This is a genomic window from Niastella vici (assembly GCF_002077945.1).
GTDB lineage: Bacteria > Bacteroidota > Bacteroidia > Chitinophagales > Chitinophagaceae > Niastella > Niastella vici.
This window is the reverse complement of sequence record NZ_LVYD01000044.1, coordinates 276,719-298,834: the sequence shown is the minus strand read 5'-3', so window position 1 is coordinate 298,834 and position 22,116 is coordinate 276,719. Positions and strand designations below refer to the sequence as shown.

The window sequence follows — 22,116 nt, the reverse complement described above, 5'->3', positions numbered from 1 at the left end:
ATATTAAAATTGGAAATTGACCCCCATATTCACATTTCGCATTACAGGATAGCTTGAACTGGAAAACGTTTCGGGATCATAATATTTAAACCCACGGATGATCAATAAATTAGTACCATTAACGAATACAGTTGCCGCTTTAATTCCTCCATTTTTCAATACACGGCCCAGGTCATAGGATACCTGCAAATTCTTTAATCTTACAAATGCCCCATTATAGATGTTGTAAGTGGAAGGAACTTTGTATCCATTTTCTCGTGGATCGCCTGACCGGAAGATCTTTGGTGCTTTGCCACCAGGATTATCGGTTGTCCACGCATCTTCATAATATGTCGGCGCCACCAGGCCCGGGAAGCTGCGTCCCCATGGATCATTGTAAAGAATTTTATAACCAGCCAATCCGCCCCAAAGCATATCCAGCGAAAGACCTTTGTATTTAAAATTGAAATTCAGGCCAAAGGAAACCGGTGCATTGTTTGATGCGAATGAGGCATCATTATTATAACTGGCTGCAGTATTCCCGGTGTTGCCGTATTTGGCGAGCACTACTTTATCGTAGTTATCAATTTTTCCATCAGGTTTCGCATCTGGCCCTGATACATCCTCAAAATTCATCATTCCCAATTCAGGAGTTGCCCCAAATATTGTGTAACCACCGGGTAAAGCGTTCAGATCGTTTTGTGTTCTTATAATACCGGTAGCATGATAGCCTGCCATTGCATTCAATGGTTTTCCGTTGGGGTTTTCTGCTGCCAGACTGTTAGCCGGCGCATCAATTTGAACAACCTTTGTTGTAGCCAATCCTACATTGGCCGAAACATTCATTTCAAGGTCCTTACCCAATTTTGCTTTCACATAACTCAGTTCAACCTCCAAACCTTTCGCATTCATTTTCCCATAATTTTCCGGCGGAAAATTTGCGCCAAATTCAATTGGCAATGTCAGCACGCGCTTGCCGAGGATGTCAAATGTTTTCTTCTCCCATAATTCAGCGGTAATATTCCAATGCTTAAGGAAGCTGAGATCAAGGCCTGCATTAAAAGCTTTTGAAGTTTCCCAGGTATAACCAGGGTTAGAAATGCCATTATAAGCCAGTATGCTGGAATTGACAACAGGATCACCTACTGCATATGAAGTAACAGAGGCATTGTAAAGCTCTTTCCACAACCAGTTAAAAGAAGGATCATTACCTGTAGTACCAACCGACATCCGCAGTTTCATAACATCCACCAATCCTTTCTTATTCAGGTTCCCAAAAAAAGATTCGTTCGAAATGACCCATGCTGCGGAGGCTGAAGGGAAAAAGCCCCATCGTTGGGCCGGTGCGAAATTGCTGGAACCATCTTCCCGTACTGAAACAGAGGCCAGGTATTTTCCGGCAAAATCATAATTGATCCTGCCAATATAAGAGATGCGGGCAGGCATATTGAATTCATACCCGGTTGCCTTTGTATCTGCAGAAGCGGAACTGGTAAATGGAAACTGATCGGCAGTATAAAACGGAAAATTCTGTCTGTTAATAGAAGAATAAGTATAATATCCTTCTGCCTGTTCATAGGCGGCTAAAACATTAATGGAATGCTGTGCGATCTTTTTATCGTAAGTGATCATTCCATTTAATTGATAAGACCTTGTTTTACCATTCGTATTTTCAACAAAAGGGGTTGTAGGTAAGCCGCTCTCTACAGTACCAGTCACTTCATTGGTCAACACACCTGCTTTGGAAGCCGGATCGGCTTTAAAATCATACAGTGTTGTTTTTTTTGCAAACTTTTTGGAAAACCTGTTATTAAAGTTCTGGCTGTAAATGAATTTCAACCCAAGCCCTTTTATAAACGGCACTTTGTACTCTGCAGTCAACAAGGCGTCAATTTGCTGATCATTGTATTTGGAATAACCGCCATTACGCATTACCTCAATGGGGTTGCCGCCAAGCCATTTGGGGTTAACGGGTTTTCCATCGACATACGCCGGTGTAGAACCACCACCCAGGTAAAACAATTTTTCATAGAACCCTGAAAGATCTTCATCATTTGCCAACCCACTCCAAAAGGTGCGGCGATTACCATTGTTGACATTCACATTTAATCCTACTGAAAGGTCTTTATTCAGGTGGGTTACAACATTACCGCGAAAATTATAACGCTCATACCGCAGTTGGGGTAAAAATCCTTTTTCATTATAATAATTGCCGCCAATAAAATAAGAAACATCCTCGTTACCCCCGGAAATATTTATCGCATGCTTTTGACTGAAGGGATCCTGATAAACTTCATTGTAATAAATTTTGCCTTCAGGATTATTTTTAGCAATCCACTGTCTGTCGAAATCGTTATACTTTACGTCGGGAGCATACAAATTGTTTACAATATCTGCTGCCTGCAGCAGCGGCATGTACTTAAAATTTATCGCAGGCTTACTGTGCACCCCCAAAACTGAACTTAACTGCACCTGTGGTTTTCCTTTTTTCCCGGTTTTGGTAGTTACCAACAATACGCCATTCGATGCCCGTGAACCATAGATCGCAGTGGAAGCAGCATCTTTCAGGATCGTCAGGTTATCGATCTGACTGGGGTCTAACGCGTCAAACGCGCTCTGATCTCTCACAATACCATCGATCACAAATAACGGCGGCGCAGCGTTCCAGGAAGATGCTGAACGTATTCGCACTGAGGAGGTTTTACCAGGAATGCCTGTTGGCGATTGCACAAATACGCCGGAAGCACGTCCGGCCAGCAAATTTGATAAATTAGAAGCAGGAATATTGGTCATTTCCCGGGTATTGACAGTAGTAACAGCACTCGTGAGGCTCGCTTTTCGTTGTGTACCATAACCTATTACCACTATTTCATTTAGCCCGGCCATCTCCAGTTCCATACTTACATTTATCGTTTCGTCTTCACCTACGGTCAATGACACCTTTTTATACCCTATATTGGAAAATTCCAGTACGTCGCCCGCATTAGCTTCTATAGTGTAGGTACCTTTTGAATCCGTTGCAGTGCCTTTACTGGTGCCTTTTACGGTTATAGTTACCCGGGCCAATGGCAAGCCTTTTTCATCTTTCACGGTACCCTTTATTATTTTAAATGGCCGGCCGCTCTTTCCATCGGCAACGGGAAAAAAAAGGGTGATCAGGTTATTGGCAGTTATTTTATACTGCAACCCCGTTCCTTCCAACAACTGGTCCATGATCTTATCTACCGGAGCCTCCTGTATTTTCAGGGTAATTTTTTTATTTTCAAAAACCGGGTTATCGTTGTACAGGAACCTGTATTCCGACTGGCGCTCAATGAGTTCAAAAACGTTTTTCAACTGTTCTTTCTTTACTACCAGCGAAATGGTGTTCTGTGTGTGCGCCCACATACTCAGGTGCATACAAAACATTGTGGTAAAAACAAAAGACACTTTCATAAAAAACGGCAAATGGGGTGATCGCAAAACCTTAGCTGTTTTGCAGTCAATTTTGGTTAATTGCATAACTTTGCAAGTGTTAGAGTTATAAATTGGGAACATTGGTTACAGCCGGTTCCCGGTGACTTTAATTCAGGGAGATGTTAGCGCATCTCCCTTATTTTTTGGGCAGGCCTTACTTCATGTGGTACTGTTTTGGTTTACAATTTATTTCCTGATCAAAACCGTTTTATTTTCAATAGTATAGTGAAAGGGTACGATGCTTTTCACTGCATCCAGCGCTTCAACCAGGCTTTCATTGGTAAAAGAGCCGGTGAATTTCAATTCACTTACAGAAGCATCCAAAAATTTGATCGTTACATTATACCTGCGTTCCATATCCCGGGCTATCTGACTGAACAATTCGGAATGGAATACCAGTTTGTTCTGTAACCAGGCTATTTCTGCATAGCTGCTGTCGACCGGATCAGGCTTTATTCTTCCCAATGAAACTATTTCTTCATTTACGGGCGTTGTATTGTTGCTGGAAGGATTAAGTTCTTTTTCAACCGGCGAGCGGCTGATCACGATCTTTTCATTAGGCCGAAGCAGTATTTTTCTTTCAGGGTCCTTGTGCGAAACCAATTCTATAATACCGGTAAACAAGGCTGCTTCTATAGTAGAATCTTTAGGAAAAGCTTTCACATTAAAGGTGGTCCCTTTAACCCAGATATCAACGGTTCCGGCATGAACCGCCAATGGCATCTCGGGGTTTTTCCTTATATCAAAGTAAGCTTCACCCGTCAATTTGATCTCCCTTGAATTAATTCCAAAATCTTTATTATAACTCAGGCTGCTGCCTGCATTTAAAACAGCGATGGAACCATCGGGGAGTTTTATGGTAGTTTTTGTTCCAACATCGGTTTTAATTTCATTTACGGTGGCCATCTCTTTAGCAGGCTCATTCTTTTTCCATATACTGCTCAGGAAAACAATTACAGGCACCAGCACAACCAGCGCCATCATTATTCTTACCCGGCTTTTGCCATAAGGCACAACCGGCCCCTGATCATCGCCGGCAGTTTCATCACCGCCATCGGGAGCACTGGCCGCAATTGTTTCTTTTAACACATTGGCGCTTCTTTTTATCATGGCCGCATCACTAACCGGCCTGAAGGTAAGCCCGTCAAAAGCGGTTAACAATTCATTCACCTGAATAGATCCCTGATTTTTCCGTAGCAACAATTCCAACTCCTCCAGCTCCTGTTTTGAAATCTCCTTGTTAAACCGTTTAGTAAGCAGTTGCCAGATACGGTCGATAGACATTGTTTAATAACTCCTTTTATACAAGGAGTGGTAAACAGCTATGTTACCCCTAAAGCAGGAAAAGTTTTTTTTAACGGGAAAAGGCTGGAAGCAAAAAAGGAATGGAACTGGTAAGTTTCTTTAAGGCGATGTTCATTTGCGCCTCAACGGTTTTAACCGAAATATCCAATACCGCTGCCACTTCACGGTACTTCAAATTATTTTCCTTAACTAATAAAAACACCAGTTTACATTGAGCCGGGAGTTGGGCAATAGCAGTATTGATACGGGAGACCATTTCAGAGGAGATCAGTATATCTTCGGCTGTTCTTTCAATCTGCAGGTCGAATTGTTGCAAGCCATCGAGGCTTACAATGGGAAGTTTTATTGATTTAAGGTAGGCGAAGGCTATGTTCTTTGCACATACAAAAAGATACACTTCAGGATTCTTTATGCTGTTTAACTTTCTCCGGTTCTGCCAAATTTGAATAAAAACATCATTGGTTAACTCTTCTGCCACTTCGCGCTGACCAGTGAGCGAATAAACAAGCCGGAACAAACGAGGGAAAAAATCAGCATGCAACCGATAGAAAGCATCCTGATCATCCCTATAAGCCAGGCGTTGAAAAATAGAGGTAATATTTTCCTTTTTTTCCATGCAGCAATCGAAGTGTATAATTATAATCAATGATAGTTCATGCTATCATTGATAAACATTCGTCAACAAAGTAACAACTCAGTTCAGGTAACAGTTGTATAGTAATAAATTGGCGCAAACGTTTGATTTGAAAATGAGACGCTTCCTTATTCAATTGTAAACCACGTGTACCCTTCTGGCTCTATGCTAAATGACAACTCTATATCGTAATTCCGGTCAGGCTTATAGGTCTTTCGTGTATTCCCTTTTTCTGCAACAACAGCAACAGTGCTTAAACCTGTGTAATAAAGCGGCACTTTAATGGTGCGCGTTATTCTTTCTTTTGTAGGATTGTACAGCATCAGCAATCCTTTTGTTTTCAAAGCGGCATTCACATGCAGTATTCCATCCCAGTCACGGCCATCGGCCCGGCGCAGGTGAATAATATCGGAGTTAAGGATATCGCGGTATTTTTTATACCAGCTGATCACTTCAATGACCTTTTGTTTGGTGGCATCGGTATCATACAATCTTGGTCCACGGTAACAAGCCTGCACACCGGCGCCATAGTATTGTATCATTAATTGTTCATAATCGGTGAGGTGTTCGCTCAATGGTTCCAGTATTGCTTCCTTTCCACCGCCCTGGTAGCGGGTAAGCGGTACAAAGCCCCAGCCCATGGAAGGTGTTTTTTCCCAGGTGCCATCGTAAATGTTTTGCCTGTTCAATATTTTTTGATCTTCCCTGGGCAAAGAAAAATTCACTTCCCGGTAACCGATCGCTATCTTATTGGTTCCATCTAAAAAATACCAATCGGGCGCATTGATATAAACTCCTTTTTCATTCAGCCATTTGTACAATTCTTTCTGCGTTTCCATTTGCCGCCATTGCGAATCATCTAACCCTTTATGCCCGGGGTGCACGGTAGATGCACATACATCGCCGGGATACGGTCCATCGTTTTCCCAGATGTCGAAACCGGTTTGCGTAAAGAATGTTTTTATTTTATCCCGGTAGGCCAGGCCCCACCTGCTTCCGAAACAGGGCGCATTTCCAAAGAAGGCGCCGCCTGTTTTTCCCGTTAACGGGTTTATTACATCATCTTCTTCACTGATGCGGCGCGAACTGAACAGGGAATAACCGCCGATCTTTATTTTTTTGCTATGCGCGTAGTCGGCATTTTTTTTCCAGCGCATAATATTGGCGGCAGAAGTATCTTCCATATTGATGTGACTGCCAAAGCTCAGGATCAATGCTTCATATCCCGTGGCAGCGCATTGATCGATCGCATGCTGCACCTCTTCATCATTCCGGCTAACCAGGTGCATAAAGATGGGGTTCGAAGTGGTCCAGGGAGCAACGGCCCTGTACATTTTTCTTACTGCCAATCCTCTTCTTTCCCGGTCATAGCTATCCATCAGCAATTCAAAACTGCGAACGGAGGTCAATGACTCTCCCGGTTGCAGCTCAATGCCCGGCGCCTTATCGGGATATATTTCCAACACGCATGGCGTGTTATAATCATAATTAACCTGTGAGGTATAAGACTTATCAACTTTCCAGTGGGTGGTTTGGTCGCTGAGCTCATACCGCATAGCATTGTTGAAAGCATAATTGGTTTCAATATAAATGCCCTGCTGCTTTTTCATGATCTCCGGCTTACCTACCACGGCGCTCTCCTCTTCCACCAATGCCAGCACTTCATTTTTCAGCCCGTCAATTTTATAGGTAGCTGTTCCTTTATTTTCGATGGTAACCCACTTGGCCATTAAAGGCAAACCATCGTACACAGCATAATGCACTTTTACCAGCAGGTCTTTCAGCGATGCTTCATTATTCCGGTAGGCAAAGCTGATCTGTTTTCCCTTCGGATGTTGGGTATTTGACGACCACCAATCCCTGGCTTGCCAGTTTATGAAGGGTTTTAATTCACCGGTGTCATAACTGACAAACCGGAAATCATTTTCACCGGCGGTAAAACCATCGAGCCATTGGGGCAATAAGTAGGCTTTTTCCTTTTGACCGTACAATCCGCCTACATTATACTCTTTACCGTTAATAGTGATCACTGCTTCGGGCATTACGGCCCGTATCAATTGCTGACCGGTTGTTATATTTTTATAACCAGTGCATGCTACATTAGGAAACAGCCGGAAAGTTCTTTCGACCAGGCCATTGAACAGGGTAATATTCTTTTTATCATCGCTGATATGCATTCCGGCTTTTTGCAACACCGGTTTTACCAACCAGTCGCCTGTAATTGCTGAAGCTATTTGTTGGGCCTGCACTATAACTGTTTGAAAACTGACAGCGAAAATGACAATAGGTCTAAAAAACTTTATCATAGATAAATTCCTCAAATAGTGGGGTATGGAGAATGTTCGGTTTTAATGTACAAGTTATGCATACGAAATTACCTTTATAGCGGCTTTAAAACCGACGCTATTTTGATAAAGACTGATGCTTTTTTTACGCCCTGACCAATGGAAACATCCTGATAACCGGCGCTAAGAAATGTAATTGAAATCAATTGACCGCCCCCCTCCCCCATTCCTGGTTAGGCACTGATCCCATTTCCAATTCCAGCACACCCCCGGCAATAATTTGTGCATGATCAATGAAACAATTTGACCAGGGTTTGCCATTCAGGGTAGCCCTTTGTATATAGAGATTATGCTTGCTGTTATGCTTTGCGATAATTGTAAACAGTTTACCCATACCCGGCCGGATAGTAATTTTATCGAATACCGGACTGGTTATTTCATAACGGGTATTGCCAGGACAAACCGGATGCAGACCGCTTGCGGCCAACACATACCAGGCCGACATTTGCCCCACATCTTCATTTCCTACCAATCCCTCCACCGAATTATGGTATGCCCTCGCGCAAATAGCTCTTGTCCATTGTTGCGTGTACCAGGGAGCGCCCAGCCAGTTAAACAAAAAAGGAACATGATGAACCGGTTCATTGGCGTGGTTGTAATAGTTGTTCCATAGCATATTAGCTGGCACGCTGTCGAAAAAATGAAGCAGGTCATTCAAAACTTTTTCCCTGCCCCCCATATACTTAATCATACCTGTAACATCGTGGGGTACAAACCAGCCTTGCTGATATAAGTTCGACTCTACACAACCATAACTTTGCTCCAGCCTGCCATTGGCAGGCCAGGCTGCCCAACTGCCGTCGTTGTTCCGGGGCCTGAACCATTGTACTGTTGTATCGAAGATATTCTGCCACGACCGGCTTCGCATTTCATATTTTTCTTTCACCGCGTTGTTACCAAGCATGCCCGCCAGCTTTGACAACGACCATTCACTAAAGGCATATTCCAGGGTATTGGATACAGATGAACCACCGGCGCAATATCCTTTGTCACCAGTCCCAAACCGTTCCGAAGTATTAATGGCATAGGCCAATGCTTTTTGCGTATTGAACTGTTTGATGCCTTTGGCATACGCATCTGTGATCATCACGATAGCGGGATTACCTATCATACATCCACTATAGGCATTAAAAAACTCCCAACGCTCCAGGTAATGTTTACCGCTTTGATCAGCCAGCTCAACCAGGGAATTGATCATATCATTCACAACGCGGGGATTGATAATGGTTTGCAGCGGCATCTGGCTTCTGAACACATCCCACCCGCTAAAAATGGTGCGTTTGGTGAATAAAGTGCTGCTGTGAATTTGTCCATCTGCACCGGGATATTTACCATCTACATCGGCCATACTGCGCGGGTCGATCATGGTATGGTACAGCGCCGTATAAAAAATGGTTTTATCATTGTCGCTGCCACCTGTCACTGTTATTTTACCTAACGCTTTGTTCCACTCTTCATGCGCCAGCCGGCAAACATCATCAAAGCTTTTGTTGCCGATCTCTGCCTGCCAGTTCTTTTGGGCCCCTTCCATACTTACCAGCGAGATACCTGTGCTCATCGTTACTGCTTCATTAGCCGTGGTGGCAAACTCGGTAAAAAAGCCCAGGTGCTTCCCTTCTTTTTCTCTTACACCGGGAAGCACCTCCGCTTTTGCAATCCGTTGCTGATAGCTATCGCTTTCAATATTCTCCCGTTTTCGCCTGAGCCCATCTGGTATATCGGCGCTCCAAACTCCGTAATGTTGTAATGGCTTACTAAATTTCGTATAGAAATAAACCGTGTAATCCCCCTTCCCATCCCCATTGCCCCAACCTCCGCCTTCGGGGGTGCATTTCATATAACCGGTGATCGTATTTTCATTCACCACTTTTACATATTGTAGCACCGAGGTACCTCCTACCCGGCGAGCCAGGTCTATTTGTAAACGCGATTGCTGATGTGCCGGAAAAGTGAAACGCATTACAGCACTATGGGGAGCCGCAGTAAGCTCTGCCCTGATATCATAATCTGTTAAACGTACCCCATAATACCCGGCCCTTGCTTTCTCACTTTGTTTATCATATCGCGAACGATAGCCGCTGCCAGGTTCCCCCGGCTTCCCCGCAGCCGTGTGTAATGGTCCGGTGGTGGGCATTACCAGGAAATTGCCCAGATCGCCATACCACCCCACCCCACTCATTTGTGTACAGGCAAAACCTTCAATGGTAGTATGCTCATAACTGTAACCACTTCCGTTATCGCCACCGGTAATGGTATTCGCACTTACCTGCACCAATCCAAAAGGTGTAGTGGCGCCGGGAAAGGTTTTACCCAACCCATGCGATGCACCGGCCTTCTCTATGCTGGTACTGGCCCCTATAAAAGGATTTACATAATCGGCGGGCTGTTGTATTTGGGCATTGATCGTTGCTGTCACACACATTAATGCCAAAAACAAACCATTTATTTTCATGCAAAGCAGTTATTTGTCAGCGAATCATTTTGTATCGGGTCCCAAATATCCATTAAAATGACTGACAAAAAATACAGGCCCTGTTATTTGTAAATATTGCATCTGTTTTTATCAATATTATTGAAGTTGCCTGGTTCACAGCAGGGAAATATCGCAATACTCCCCTGCCGGTTTTCAAATGCTATTGCTAAAGCTCATGCGCGTAGTATTCGCTTTCAAACCCGCCGTCTTTATATAACTTCAGAATGGCAAAACCAGGCGGCGTTTCAAAATAATAACCCGGCCCGGTTGAATCCTTATCGCCTTTGCCCCACCAGAACCCGCTCATGGCGCCATTACAGCAATACCATACGCCATTGTAAAATGTTTTATCATACAAATGGTTGTGCCCGCTGAGGGAAGCCCTTACTTTATCTTTATGTTTATAAAAAAGATCTTTTAATTTATTACGATCACTATGGTTGCCGCCTACCAGTATGGGTGTAGCGCCAAATGTAGGGTAATGCGACATGATCAGTGTGGGCGTATTGGCAGGAATACTTTCCAGATCAGCCGCCAACCAGTTAAACTGTTCTTCGTCCAGTGAAATATTTTTATTATTTCCATCCAGGATAATAAAATGCCAGCCACTGCGGGTAAAGCTGTAATAGCGGTGCGGAATGTTCAATCGTTTTACCACATACTCTTTTCCATACATGTCATCGTTTTTATCAGGCGCGGCCCACCAGATATCATGATTGCCAATGCAACTGTAGATATCATATCCTTTTATCTGCTGCAAACAGTTGTCCCATAGCTGCCATTGTTCCGTTACACTTTCTCTTTTTACATTGTCGTACGAAGCGTCGTTGATGGAGTCGCCGGTATTTAAAAAAAAGTCGACGTTCAGTTTTTTGATCTTGCTGAGGCAATCCTTAAACCGCTGGGGTGCATTGTCTCCACTTCGTATATGTACATCGGTAATATGGGCCAGGGTAAGTACAGGCTTCTCCTTCCGTGGCGGAGCCGCTTCATTTGCCAAAATTGATACGGGCGCAGCTGCCAGTATGGGCAGGCCTGTCAGGAATTTTTTTCTGTTCATAGTTTTAAAATTATTTAAGAGGTTGCTTCATTGAAGCAACCTCTTATTGCGGTTTCTTTAACTGACCATTATTATTGCCAGCCAAATGGCTGTTTCAAATTCGGGTTTTGCGTTATTTCCAAAACCGGTATAGGTAAATAATAATATTTGGGCGCGGTAAAAGTTCTTGCACTAACCCCGGTAACAGTGGGGCCGCCACTCTCGCCATTCTGCAAATAAACCGTTACACCTTGATCGCCATAGCTGCCGGCTTTGTAATAAACCAGGGTTACACCCAGGGAATTTTTTATTTTGTTGTTATCGCTGGGTATCGGTGTTGACTTACTGATCAAAATAATATCAGGGATGCCATCGCCTGTAAGATCGTATTGACCCAGGCCAGGGAAATAAAGGCCCTGTGCATAGGGCGCAAAACAGGTGACGCCTGCATTCCAGCGCATCAGGTCGTTATAGCGCTGCCCCTCCAACGCAAATTCCACTCTTTTTTCTCTTCTGATCTCGAGGATAAGCCCCTGGTTGGCGCCGGTAACATCAGGATATTTGGCCTGCAAAACGGCATCAGGATTTGCGTTGGCGATTGCCATGTTCAGCCCAGGTAGGCCTGCTCGCGTTCTTAATAAACCGATGGTTTTATCAAGGTCCGGCTGGGTTACGGTACCCAGTTCGGCACTGGCCTCTGCGTATGTCAACAACACTTCTGCATACCTGATCGCAGCTACATCAACGCTGCTGACAATGGTGCCATCGGTGCTATTGTTATTGAACCCTTTCAGTTGATGGTACCCGGTGAAATTGCTGCTGAGCTTTTGCACATATGGCTTTGTGGACGGAATGATCATTAAACCCGGATACATATACGTAGCATACAACCGGGTGTCGCGGTTCTGGAATTCCTCTACAAACTGCTTTTGCTGGTAATTGGGAATATCGGTAAATCTTGTACCATCTTTCATTAAATAGGTTTGCACCAGGTCTCTTGAGGGAGATTGTTCATAATCCAGCAATCCAAAATTCCCTGAACTTGAAACGCCTTTTGCTGCATCATAACCGGTATTCAAAATAACTTCCTTGTTCTGGCTTAAGTCCTGGCTGTTGAACAGATCTGAATAATTTGCGGTCAAGGCAAACTTTCCGGAAGCCATAATATCACCTGCCTGTTGCCGGGCCAGTTGCAAAAACCGGGTGGCTGTGCTTTGCAGGTTCAGTTCAGGGTGATACCTGCGGTAAGTGCCCTCAAACAGCGCCATCCGTGCATACATGGCCTTTACAGCCCATAAGCCGGGTGTACCTGCAGGAACCTTTTCCATTACGTTGTTGACGGCAAAATCAAGATCGGCAAAAATGCTGTCGACCACCAGGGTGCGGGCATCACTGGCCTTGTATAACATGGCCGAGTCGGAAGGGTTAATGGCACTACTATACCAGGGAACATCTGAATAGTTCTTTACTTTATCAAGGTAAAATTTTGCCCGGTAATATCTTGCCAAACCTGCGTAATGGTTTTTAACAGCATCCGCCACATTGGCTTTTGCATAATTACCCAGGAAATAATTAATAGAGCGCAGCCGGCCCCAGCCCCAGTTATTAGGTGTATTTTTAGAGCTTATATTCCCACTCATCAGGTTCTTCATGGTAACATTGCCCGTTGTGGCATAGTCGTCGGTTCCCTGTTCATTTCCGTTCACAAACAGGGATGTTCCCGGATGGTCTAAAAAACCGTTGACATACAATGACAGATCGCTCTCGGTATTAAAATAGAGTTGTGGTGAGATGCTTGTTTGCGGGTAGCGGTCTAAAAAGTCCTTCTTACAGGAACTTACCACTACAAACGTGATGATGATCGCTATATATTTTTTCATCCGACTATTTTTTTGGAATGATTCCTTATAACAGGATAATTAAAAATCAAGATTTACACCAACAGAATATTTTCTTTGATAAGGATACACCCAGCCATTGCCGGTAGCGATGGATTCAGGATCCACATATTTTTTTATCGAAGAAAATTCAAACAGGTTTTCGCCGGTGAAGAATACCCTGAATCGTTGAATGCCCAATTGTTTGATCACAGTATGCGGCAAACTATAGCCCACTGTCAGGTTCTTAACTCTTAAATACGCACCGCTCAACAGGTATTTTGTTTGTGGAATATCAAGACCTGAGCCATAATTAGCATCGGCAAGCCATGACTGCAATACCGGGTAGCTGGAATTGGTATTTGCATTGGCCAGCCCGGCATTAATATATGACTGTGAGTAGGTGGCTTTTTCTGCATCAGTTGCAGCGGTACCCCGGTAAAAATCAAGGTTCCAGGGATAAATATTTGCATAAGGCTGTTGGTAAGGTCCCCAGAACAGGTAGTGATGCGGATAATAATCCATTTTTGCCACCCCTTGCAGGAATAAGGACACATCAATATTGTGCCATGCCATGTCTATGTTAAATGAATAGCGATACCTGGGTCTTGAATTGCCGATAACGCGTAAGTCACCAGGATTTTTATCGCTGGGCCCTGTTGTAATTTTCTTATCACCATCCTGATCAATATATTTCGGCCAGCCCGGCACCACATTAAGCGATCCCCAGGGAATAATGGCGCTTTCATCCAAAGCCGAGATCTCATTTTGATCTTTAAAGTAGCCATCATTCACTAACCCCCACATTTCGCCAACAGTTTGTCCCTGCCGGTATGGAGCCGAAAATAATCCAAGCGGGTTATCGTATTTGGTGATCTTGCTTTTATCGTCCCACAACTGGCCTTTTATATTAAATGAAAAAGGTTGGCCGGCTACATTAAACGAGGTATTATATGCTGCTGTAAACTCCCAGCCTTTGGTGCTCATATTGGCTGCATTCTGCTGGGGCGCTGAAGTTCCCAACACACCAGGCAATACTTTCGATGGCACCAGCATGCCCGTAGTATTGCGCACATAATAGTCGAACGTAACATTCAAATGGTTATTGAGGAAACTTACATCGGTTCCAAAGTTGTTTGAACTTACGCTTTCCCAGGTGTAGTTATTGGGATCAACGCTGAGGCCAGGCACCGTAGTAATGGGTTGCTGCCCCGCGCCATTGATCAAATATCCCGAAGTACCCAGTCCCAATCCCTGCACATATCCATAATAGCTAACCGACTGATTTCCCTGTTTTGCATAAGAGGCCCTGAGTTTAAAAGTGGAAACATAGGGGGCTACTGCATTCCAGAAATTTTCCTTATTCACTATCCACGCGCCTGAAACACCGGGTGTAAATGCCCAACGGCCACTGGCAGGAAATCTTGATGAACCATCCCTGCGGGCGGTGAATGTGGCAATATAACGGTCGTTAAACGTATATTCGGCCCGGCCAAAATAACTTCTGATAGCGTAGTCGTAGTAAGAAGCCCCAAAACCAGATTGTGTAATACTGGGGTTTGTTCCCAGGGTAAGGCCTAAATATGGCAGACTGGTAGAGATCAATTGATTTCTGTTCACCGACAATGGGTCCCATTGGTAGTACTCCTGGTTATAACCTGCCGTCAATTTAATATTATGCAACCCGAATGTTTTGTTATAGTTTGCAAACAGGTCATAAATATCCTGCCTGGCAACACCATTCACATTGGTAATTGAGCCGGGCGAATTGGTGGTCCTTATATCATTAGGGCCATAGCCCACCTGTATAGGTAAATAGGAGTAATACCCATTCCAGAGTTCTCTTTTATTACTGGCCGTTCCGGTAATGGTAAGATCGCCATTTAACAGCGTTACAATAGCTCTTAAAATGTTATTAAAGCCAAAACGGGTTTCTTTATTCCGTCCGCCATCTGCCAACTCACCGGCAAGAATGCCCGCCGTATTGTTTCCCCACGAGCCATCGGGGTTTTTAGGCACGTTAACAGGTTGCGTGTAATACACATCTGTAATATTGTAAGAAGGCATATCTTTTACCAATTGGTAAAGACTCATATTATCTTCCACCCGTAACCATGGTAATGGATTAATACTGAGATTAGACCTCAGGCCATACCGGTTCCACTCATTTTTGGCAAGCTTGATAAGGCCATTCTCTTTAGTGTAATCAGCCGATAACAAATAATTGACCGGCATTTTTCCTGCCGAAGATCCGCTGAAAGAAATGGTGTGGTATTGCGAGAAATTGGTCTTGCTGAAAAAATAATCATTAAAGTTATAATTACCCATATACGCCCATTGCGTTGGATTATCCGGATTCGGCATTACTTCAGGGGCAGAGGAAGGATCATCGCTCCGCTGTTTGGCCCAGGTTTGTTCCCAGGGGGTAAAGCTGGCATAATCCCAGGGTGTATTCTGGGTGGCGATCTTCATTACTTTTTTATAAATGAATGGATCAGTTACCGGGTCAGGCATCACCGTCTTTTTTGAGATAGCGAAATAATCGTTATAAGAAATAGTGTGCCGGCCGCCCGATTTTCCTTTTTTGGTAACGATCAGGATAACACCAAAGGCCGACCGGGCGCCATAGATTGCAGCTGATGCGCCATCTCTTAACGTGGTGATGGACTCTACATCGGAAGGATTTATCCGCAGCAGGTCATCGGTTTGGGCAGCCACCCCATCGATCAGGATCAAAGGCGCGCCACCGCCACCGTTGATTGACCCCAGGCCCCGGATATTAATATTAGGCGTACTACCGGGTGCGCCACCGGAATAGGTAATATTTAAACCGGCGCTCACGCCCTGCAATCCCTGCAGGATGTTGGCAACCGGCCGTTCAGCTATTTTACGGCCGGCAATTTGGTCAACGGCCCCGGCAACCTCAATTTTTTTGCGGGTTCCATACCCTACGTTCACTACCACTTCCTGCAGCAGATCGCCGTTGGCTTCCACCTGCAGATACACATTAACTGTATTGTTTCCGTTCAACGGAATTTCCTGTAATGTATAACCGATGAAACTAAAGCTCAGCACAGCTTCTTTTTGACAGGTAATATTATACGTTCCCGATGCATTGGTGGTGGCACCTTTTTTGGTACCCTTTACGGTAACAGAAACTCCCTGTAGCAGGCTGCTATCGCGGGCAGACCGTACCACACCGCTGATTTTTACGTCCTGCGCGCCTGCGTAGTGGCAAAGTACACAAAACAAAAGCGCGAAAGTTAGTTTTGGCATTGTTGGCATTTTAAGATTTTGTAAATGAGTTAAAAATCATGAATCCTGATCGTTGCAAAATTCACAATTACAGTTGCAATAATTCCTTTTGGCAGTTTAACTAATTAGCAATTTTCCCTTACTAAATTATTAATTATTTTGATTGAACATTCATTCAATTTATAATATTCGATAAAATGTTTAACTTAAAGATCACGCAATCGATTGTGTAAACTGCGGCACCTGCCTCCTTCAATAATTATCACGATCAGTTGCAGGGGAAATACGACCATTCTTCCGCTGCTAAAAAAATAAGCACACATATAATTGTTATTTGAACAGATTGTGTATTTTTCACTTTTGAATCAATTCACAGACACCAAGAGTAGCTTTATGGGAAGAAAAAGTTTGGAAGAACCAAGAAAGAAAGAGATCATAAAAGCCTTTTATAAAGTAGCTAAAAAAGAGGGCCTGGAAGAAACGTCCATTGCTAAAATTGCGGAGGTAATGGAAATAAACCCCAGCTTAATTGTTCATTATTTCAGGAACAAACAGGAACTGGTGTATGCCCTCATTGAGTATATCCTCGACAAGTACATGCTTATTTACAGGGTGGAAAATACCGATAAACCTACCCTGGCCGACCTTAAAAAAATGATCGACAATCTATTTTCAAAAAAATGGAACAACCTTTTTGACGATGGCTTATTTTATAGTTGCTATGCGCTCACCTTCAGGGATAAAAAGATAAAGCAAATGTACCACAGCATTGGCAGCACGCTACGCAGCAGGCTGGCATCCTTTATTGAATCGTGTAATAAGGGTAAAATATTGTCGGTAAAAAACGTTGAGGAAGTGGCCGATAAGCTTTTTGTGTTAGTGGATGGGTCTTACTTTTATGTAAGTGTTATCAACGATAAAAAAGAATATGAAAAAATAGTGATCCGGCATAAAGCGGCCGCTTACAGTTTGCTCGGGATCTCCTGATCGGACCTTTTTATAAAATACTTGATAATACCTCCAACAGCGATCAGTCCCCATAAACCGTTTGCCAGCATGTTGGGCACATCATGAAGCTGGTAGGCCTTTATGGCCAGCCCTGTACCACCCAGCAGGTTCAACAGCTGAAAAGGCCACCCGTTGAACCGGATATACCCAATATTTAATAGGAAGTAGGCAATTACACAACTAGCAAACCCGATCCAGCCGATAAAATCGAGGAGCATGAGCAAATATTTTGGTAAAGCTACTTCTTTACCGGGTATCCGTAAAACTCCAGTTCTTTAATTGCGGCTTTACTTTTTTCAGGCTGCACGTCAAAAACAACCACCCTGATATACCTCACATCATAACAATTAAATAATACTGGTTTATACTCCTGGCCCGACACTTTTTCTTTATTGATAAGCGTTTGCCATTCCGTTCCATTTAAAGAAGCAGCAAGGGAGTAAGTATACCAGTCACTGTCTTTTCCCCAGAAGATCCTGCTGCCACCAAGTATATAATTCCGGCCCAGGTCAATGGTTATCTCAACCGGCAAGCTGTTTCTTTCGTGCGTCCATACAGTTGAGGAATTATTATCTGTTAAATTTTCAACACCCCTGCTATTCACTTCACCGGACACTCTTATCATTTCCCGGGTAAGTTTAATGACCGCAGGCAGGGCGGTTCCGGCACTGTCTTTTACCACCCTGGTCCCGGTTTCTTTTTCATTTTTCCATTGTACGTGAACACCGTCGGGCAAATAACTTCCTCTATAGGGGCTTGTATTGATCACGGCCGTTGCCGGTAATAATCCCGGGCTGGTGGCAGTCATGGTAATGCGTCCCGCGCGCTTTGCCGTTTGAATAATGCCATAACCTATTCCGCCTTCCGTTTGCTGGGTTGCAATGGAAATACCGGGCATATTGGCGCCTATAAGCGTTCCATTGCCTGATACATTTAAATGGATGGTATAAGATTGAAGCGGTTTTGTATTTGTCACCACTGTTCCGTTCTTATCGCAGACTTTAATATACACAGGCAACATATCTGAACCGTCTGCCACCGGTTTTATACCATCAGCTGCCATTACAATTTCGAGGTGGTGGGCCTTCCCCGGCGTTCTTACAACATGCGTTTTCACCACTTTGCCATCGATCATCCCTTCTGCTTTCAACTCACCTGATTCATAGCGGCCGGTCTTAAAACAATAGTAGGGGCTTCCGCCTTTAGCGGCAACAAATGGAGCGGTGGCTGCATTTTCTGCTCTTGTCATTTCTCCAACTAATGTATTGTTCCTGGATAGCCGCACCTTGTCGCAGTTGGAAAAAACAACGATGTTTGAGTCGAGGCCGGGAAGGCTGTTATAACTGGCTATAAATACCATTGGTTCATAAATAGTTCTTTTGGGGTCCTGCATGGCCTGTAACTGATAATAACCGAACTTCTCATACCGGTTAATATCCACTACGCCACAATAAGCGGTAACCGGATCACACCCTCTCGTTATATCATTAAAACTCCACAAAAAATACCCGCTGATCCTTTCGTTGGCATCGAGCCGGGCGTGATCCCAATACCCGCCCTCCTCCTCCAGCATGGTACCATTCAATGCATTTTGCCGCAGCAGGCACTGAGTTAACAGTCCTTTCGCAGTGTAGCTCATAGAGGCCCTGAGACCATTTTCTTTTGCTGGGTCTGCAATCCAGGTGTCGCCCCATTCCCTTGTCAGGGATGGCATTTCGGGCATTGGGTCGGTACCATCTTCATTGATCACTTTATAACTTACATCGTAACACTTCTTTCCGTTGGCAAAAAAATCATCTGAAGTGAACAGCTGATCATTGGGCATTTCTTCGTGTGCAATGCGCACTGCTTCCCTGGCCCATGATTCAGGCGTGGGCGATTCGTTTAAAGATGTTTCGTATAAAAACACAGACGGCCGGTTACGGTCACGCCTGATCATTTCACGTATTTGCTGAAACGATCTCTTTATAAAAACGGAATCTTTATTGAATGCCTGCCACCCGGGCTCACATTCGATCACCAATAACCCCAGTTTATCACAGGCATCTAAAAACGCAGGCGATTGCGGATAATGCGCCGCCCGCACTGCATTGAACCCGCCCTTTTTGATCTGCAGGGCATCTCTGTACTGCATGGAATTAGCGGCTGCATCTCCTATATTCTGATAACTCTGATGGCGATTCACGCCCCGCAGATACAACTTCTCTCCATTAATATAAAACCCATCGGCTTTACCATCGGGTGATCTGAAAGAAATGGTACGAATGCCGCTGGGCGTTGTTACGTCGTCAGATAATTCTGTTCCATTGTACACCTGTGAAACTACCTGGTACAAATAAGGGTGGTAAGGATGCCATAGCTGGGGGTTTAACACCTGGAGCCGCTGTTCAAATTCTTTTTCACCGCTCACTATTTCTTCGGTCTCTGCCCTTGCCACCTCCTGCCCTTCTTTATCGCGGATGCTTGTTACAAGCCTTACGGGAATTGTGCCCGGGGTTTGGCTTACAACATGGGTTTTCACATTTATTGCAGCTTGTTGCGCATTCACTTTTGGGTAAGTAATAAATACGCCCCCACCTGCAACTTTATTGGCTTCAAGCGAATTTGAGATATAAACCTTATTGGTCGCTATGAGTGTTACGTCCCGGTAAATACCGCCGTAATAATTAAAATCCAGTTTTGCCTGCTCCTTGCCGGGCGGGGTTTGGGGATCATCCAAATTAGCAACCCGAACAGCCAGCACATTGTCAGTGTCAAAATTCACCTTATTGGTTATATCAACTACAAATCCTATATACCCGCCGTAATGCGTGGTTAGTTTTTCGCCATTGAGAAATACCTCACAATTCTTTTGCACGCCATCAAAATTCAGCACCAGTCTTTTGCCTGCGTACGTCCTGTTTAATTTGAAATACCTGCGGTACCAGCCTATACCCTGGTAAATATTGTTGCCGCCATTGTGCTTTTTTTCCAATCGCATGGTATGCGGAACACTCACCGATACCCAATCCCTGTCATTGTACCCGGGTGCTTCGGCGTCTTTAACATCGCCCCTGAAGAAAGCCCAGTTGGTATTTAAGTTAAAAACGCTGCGCGCCGCATCTGCAATAGAAACAGTAGAGGAGTTTGGGTTGGAACCGGTAAAATGAAACCAGTTAAAATCGGCATATCCACCAACACCTTCTTTGGTTGCGCTGAAATTAAACAGCGCAAAGCGGTTGGCCGTCCAGTCGTACCCCAGCCCCATTTTTAATTCATTTCCGAATGGGATGAAATGCTTTCCATCTGTACTGTATGAAAACGTAGCGATGTACGATAGATGGGTGGCATGCGCCCTGATCCAGATCTTTTGCGCATTGAAATGTGCGATGCTGTCGATCACCTTCCCATTATTTACCATCAGCAGGCAACTGTTATTTCCCGCTTTCCTTACTGCTATATAGGCATAGGGTGATTGAAATACCCCAAATCCCGCCGTGTTGCCGGTCTTCAATCCGTTAAGCTCCAGCTCAACGGTTGCTTCCGAAACAGGTCCCTGCACGCGTTGCGTCAATGTATTTCGTGCTGTAGGTAATTCTGCTGCCAGCGAAGCATGCAAACGCAGATACCCATTTCTTTCTTTCAATGACCATTTTTCCCGATCGGGGTTGTGGTTCCATTGCCATTGCAGGCCCAGCGTGGCCTTGTTAAACTCATCGGTGGTTGCAGGAACTTTTACCGGCCAGGTTTTACCTACATTCGGTTTTGTATAGGTGAGAACGCCTTTGCCATTGCCGTCTATTCCCAACAGGGGCCATCCCTCCTTCCACACTACGGGTACCAAATGCGGCACCCGGCCAATAGGCCCGCGGTCCTGCATGATCAAAAACCACCAGCTTCCATCTTTCAACTGTACCATACCGCCCTGGTGCAACCCATTGGCGGGGTACGACGATTCATCCTGTACAATGACTTTGCTTTCGTATGGGCCATAGATATTTTTACTGCGTAAACACACCTGCCAGCCTTCGGTGCCGCCGGCCGGACAGGTTATGTAGTAATAACCATTGATCTTGTATACATGCGAGCCTTCCATACCATAACGCTGGCCCGGGGCCGTAGAACCTGCCGGCTTTTCTATAGGTTTTGTCCAGATCTCTTTGGCAGCGCCAATAGCAGAGCGGGCATCGGCGGCCAGCTCGGTCACATACAACTTTCCCTGCCCATGCACCACATATACTTTTCCGTTATCGTCAAAAAACAAACCGGGATCGTATAAATATTCCGGAAAAATGGTGCGCGTCCAGGGACCTTTCACCTCCTTTGCCGTGCAAATGGAGAACTGTCCTTTCTCCTTATCCCACCGGGGCGTACAAAACCCAACATAGAATAACCCGTTATGATGTCTGATGGTTGCCGCCCAGGAACCACGCAGGTACATGTTACCGCCCTGCAGGTTATAGCGCGGGTCTTCGTTATACCGGTCAACTGCATACCCCGCCATTTCCCAGTTCACCAGGTCCTTCGATTTTAAGATAGGGCAACCGGGCACATAATGCATACTGGTAGAAACGAAATAAAACTCATCCCCCACCCTTATGAGATCGGGATCGGGCCAATCGCCCCAAAGCAGGGGATTTTTATAGGTGCCGTCACCGTTATCGGCTGTATAAACGGGTGAAGCAGCCTGTTTCTGTGCATAGAGCTGCTGTCCAGCACAGGTGGTGGTTATAAAAAAAAGCAGTAACAATTTTCGCATAGCACTT

At 44.6% G+C, this 22,116-nt stretch carries 11 protein-coding genes; 1 reads left to right on the top strand and 10 read right to left on the bottom strand.

Going from position 1 to position 22,116, the window contains the following annotated elements:
* Nucleotides 1–3: 3 nt before the first annotated feature.
* The 8 genes from A3860_RS15260 to A3860_RS15225 form a co-directional block, all read right to left on the bottom strand.
* Nucleotides 4–3,378, bottom strand: coding sequence for a SusC/RagA family TonB-linked outer membrane protein (locus A3860_RS15260; RefSeq protein ID WP_158085265.1), 3,375 nt, complete (start codon nucleotides 3,376–3,378; stop codon nucleotides 4–6).
* Between the two features lie 243 nt (nucleotides 3,379–3,621).
* Nucleotides 3,622–4,719, bottom strand: coding sequence for a FecR family protein (locus A3860_RS15255; protein WP_081147575.1), 1,098 nt, complete (start codon nucleotides 4,717–4,719; stop codon nucleotides 3,622–3,624).
* Nucleotides 4,720–4,789: 70 nt separating this feature from the next.
* The gene (locus A3860_RS15250; protein WP_081147574.1) at nucleotides 4,790–5,356 is read right to left on the bottom strand and encodes a sigma-70 family RNA polymerase sigma factor; all 567 of its coding nucleotides are present in this window, start codon (nucleotides 5,354–5,356) and stop codon (nucleotides 4,790–4,792) included.
* Nucleotides 5,357–5,502: 146 nt separating this feature from the next.
* Nucleotides 5,503–7,623, bottom strand: a complete 2,121-nt coding sequence (locus A3860_RS15245; RefSeq protein WP_216823450.1) for an alpha-galactosidase — start codon at nucleotides 7,621–7,623, stop codon at nucleotides 5,503–5,505.
* 238 nt (nucleotides 7,624–7,861) lie between these two features.
* On the bottom strand, nucleotides 7,862–10,171 hold the full coding sequence (locus A3860_RS15240; protein ID WP_081147572.1) for a GH92 family glycosyl hydrolase: 2,310 nt from the start codon (nucleotides 10,169–10,171) through the stop codon (nucleotides 7,862–7,864).
* Between the two features lie 187 nt (nucleotides 10,172–10,358).
* Nucleotides 10,359–11,252, bottom strand: a complete 894-nt coding sequence (locus tag A3860_RS15235) for a metallophosphoesterase family protein (RefSeq protein ID WP_081147571.1) — start codon at nucleotides 11,250–11,252, stop codon at nucleotides 10,359–10,361.
* A 71-nt stretch (nucleotides 11,253–11,323) separates the two neighbouring features.
* Nucleotides 11,324–13,111, bottom strand: a complete 1,788-nt coding sequence (locus A3860_RS15230; RefSeq protein WP_081147570.1) for a RagB/SusD family nutrient uptake outer membrane protein — start codon at nucleotides 13,109–13,111, stop codon at nucleotides 11,324–11,326.
* Nucleotides 13,112–13,150: 39 nt separating this feature from the next.
* Nucleotides 13,151–16,384, bottom strand: a complete 3,234-nt coding sequence (locus A3860_RS15225) for a SusC/RagA family TonB-linked outer membrane protein (RefSeq protein WP_081147569.1) — start codon at nucleotides 16,382–16,384, stop codon at nucleotides 13,151–13,153.
* A gap of 372 nt (nucleotides 16,385–16,756) precedes the next feature.
* On the opposite strand from A3860_RS15225, the gene A3860_RS15220 reads away from it, so the two are divergent.
* Nucleotides 16,757–17,350 carry a TetR family transcriptional regulator gene (locus A3860_RS15220; RefSeq protein ID WP_081147610.1) on the top strand — a complete coding sequence of 198 codons (594 nt, stop codon included), beginning with the start codon at nucleotides 16,757–16,759 and terminating at the stop codon, nucleotides 17,348–17,350.
* Here the strand turns inward: A3860_RS15220 and A3860_RS15215 are convergent.
* Nucleotides 17,326–17,589 (bottom strand): CBU_0592 family membrane protein, encoded by a 264-nt coding sequence (locus A3860_RS15215; RefSeq protein ID WP_081147568.1) that lies wholly within the window; start codon nucleotides 17,587–17,589, stop codon nucleotides 17,326–17,328. The genes A3860_RS15220 and A3860_RS15215 overlap by 25 nt on opposite strands.
* 20 nt (nucleotides 17,590–17,609) lie before the next feature.
* Entirely contained in the window at nucleotides 17,610–22,109 is a 4,500-nt protein-coding gene (locus tag A3860_RS15210; RefSeq protein WP_081147567.1) for a family 43 glycosylhydrolase, read from the bottom strand.
* Nucleotides 22,110–22,116 lie beyond the last annotated feature (7 nt).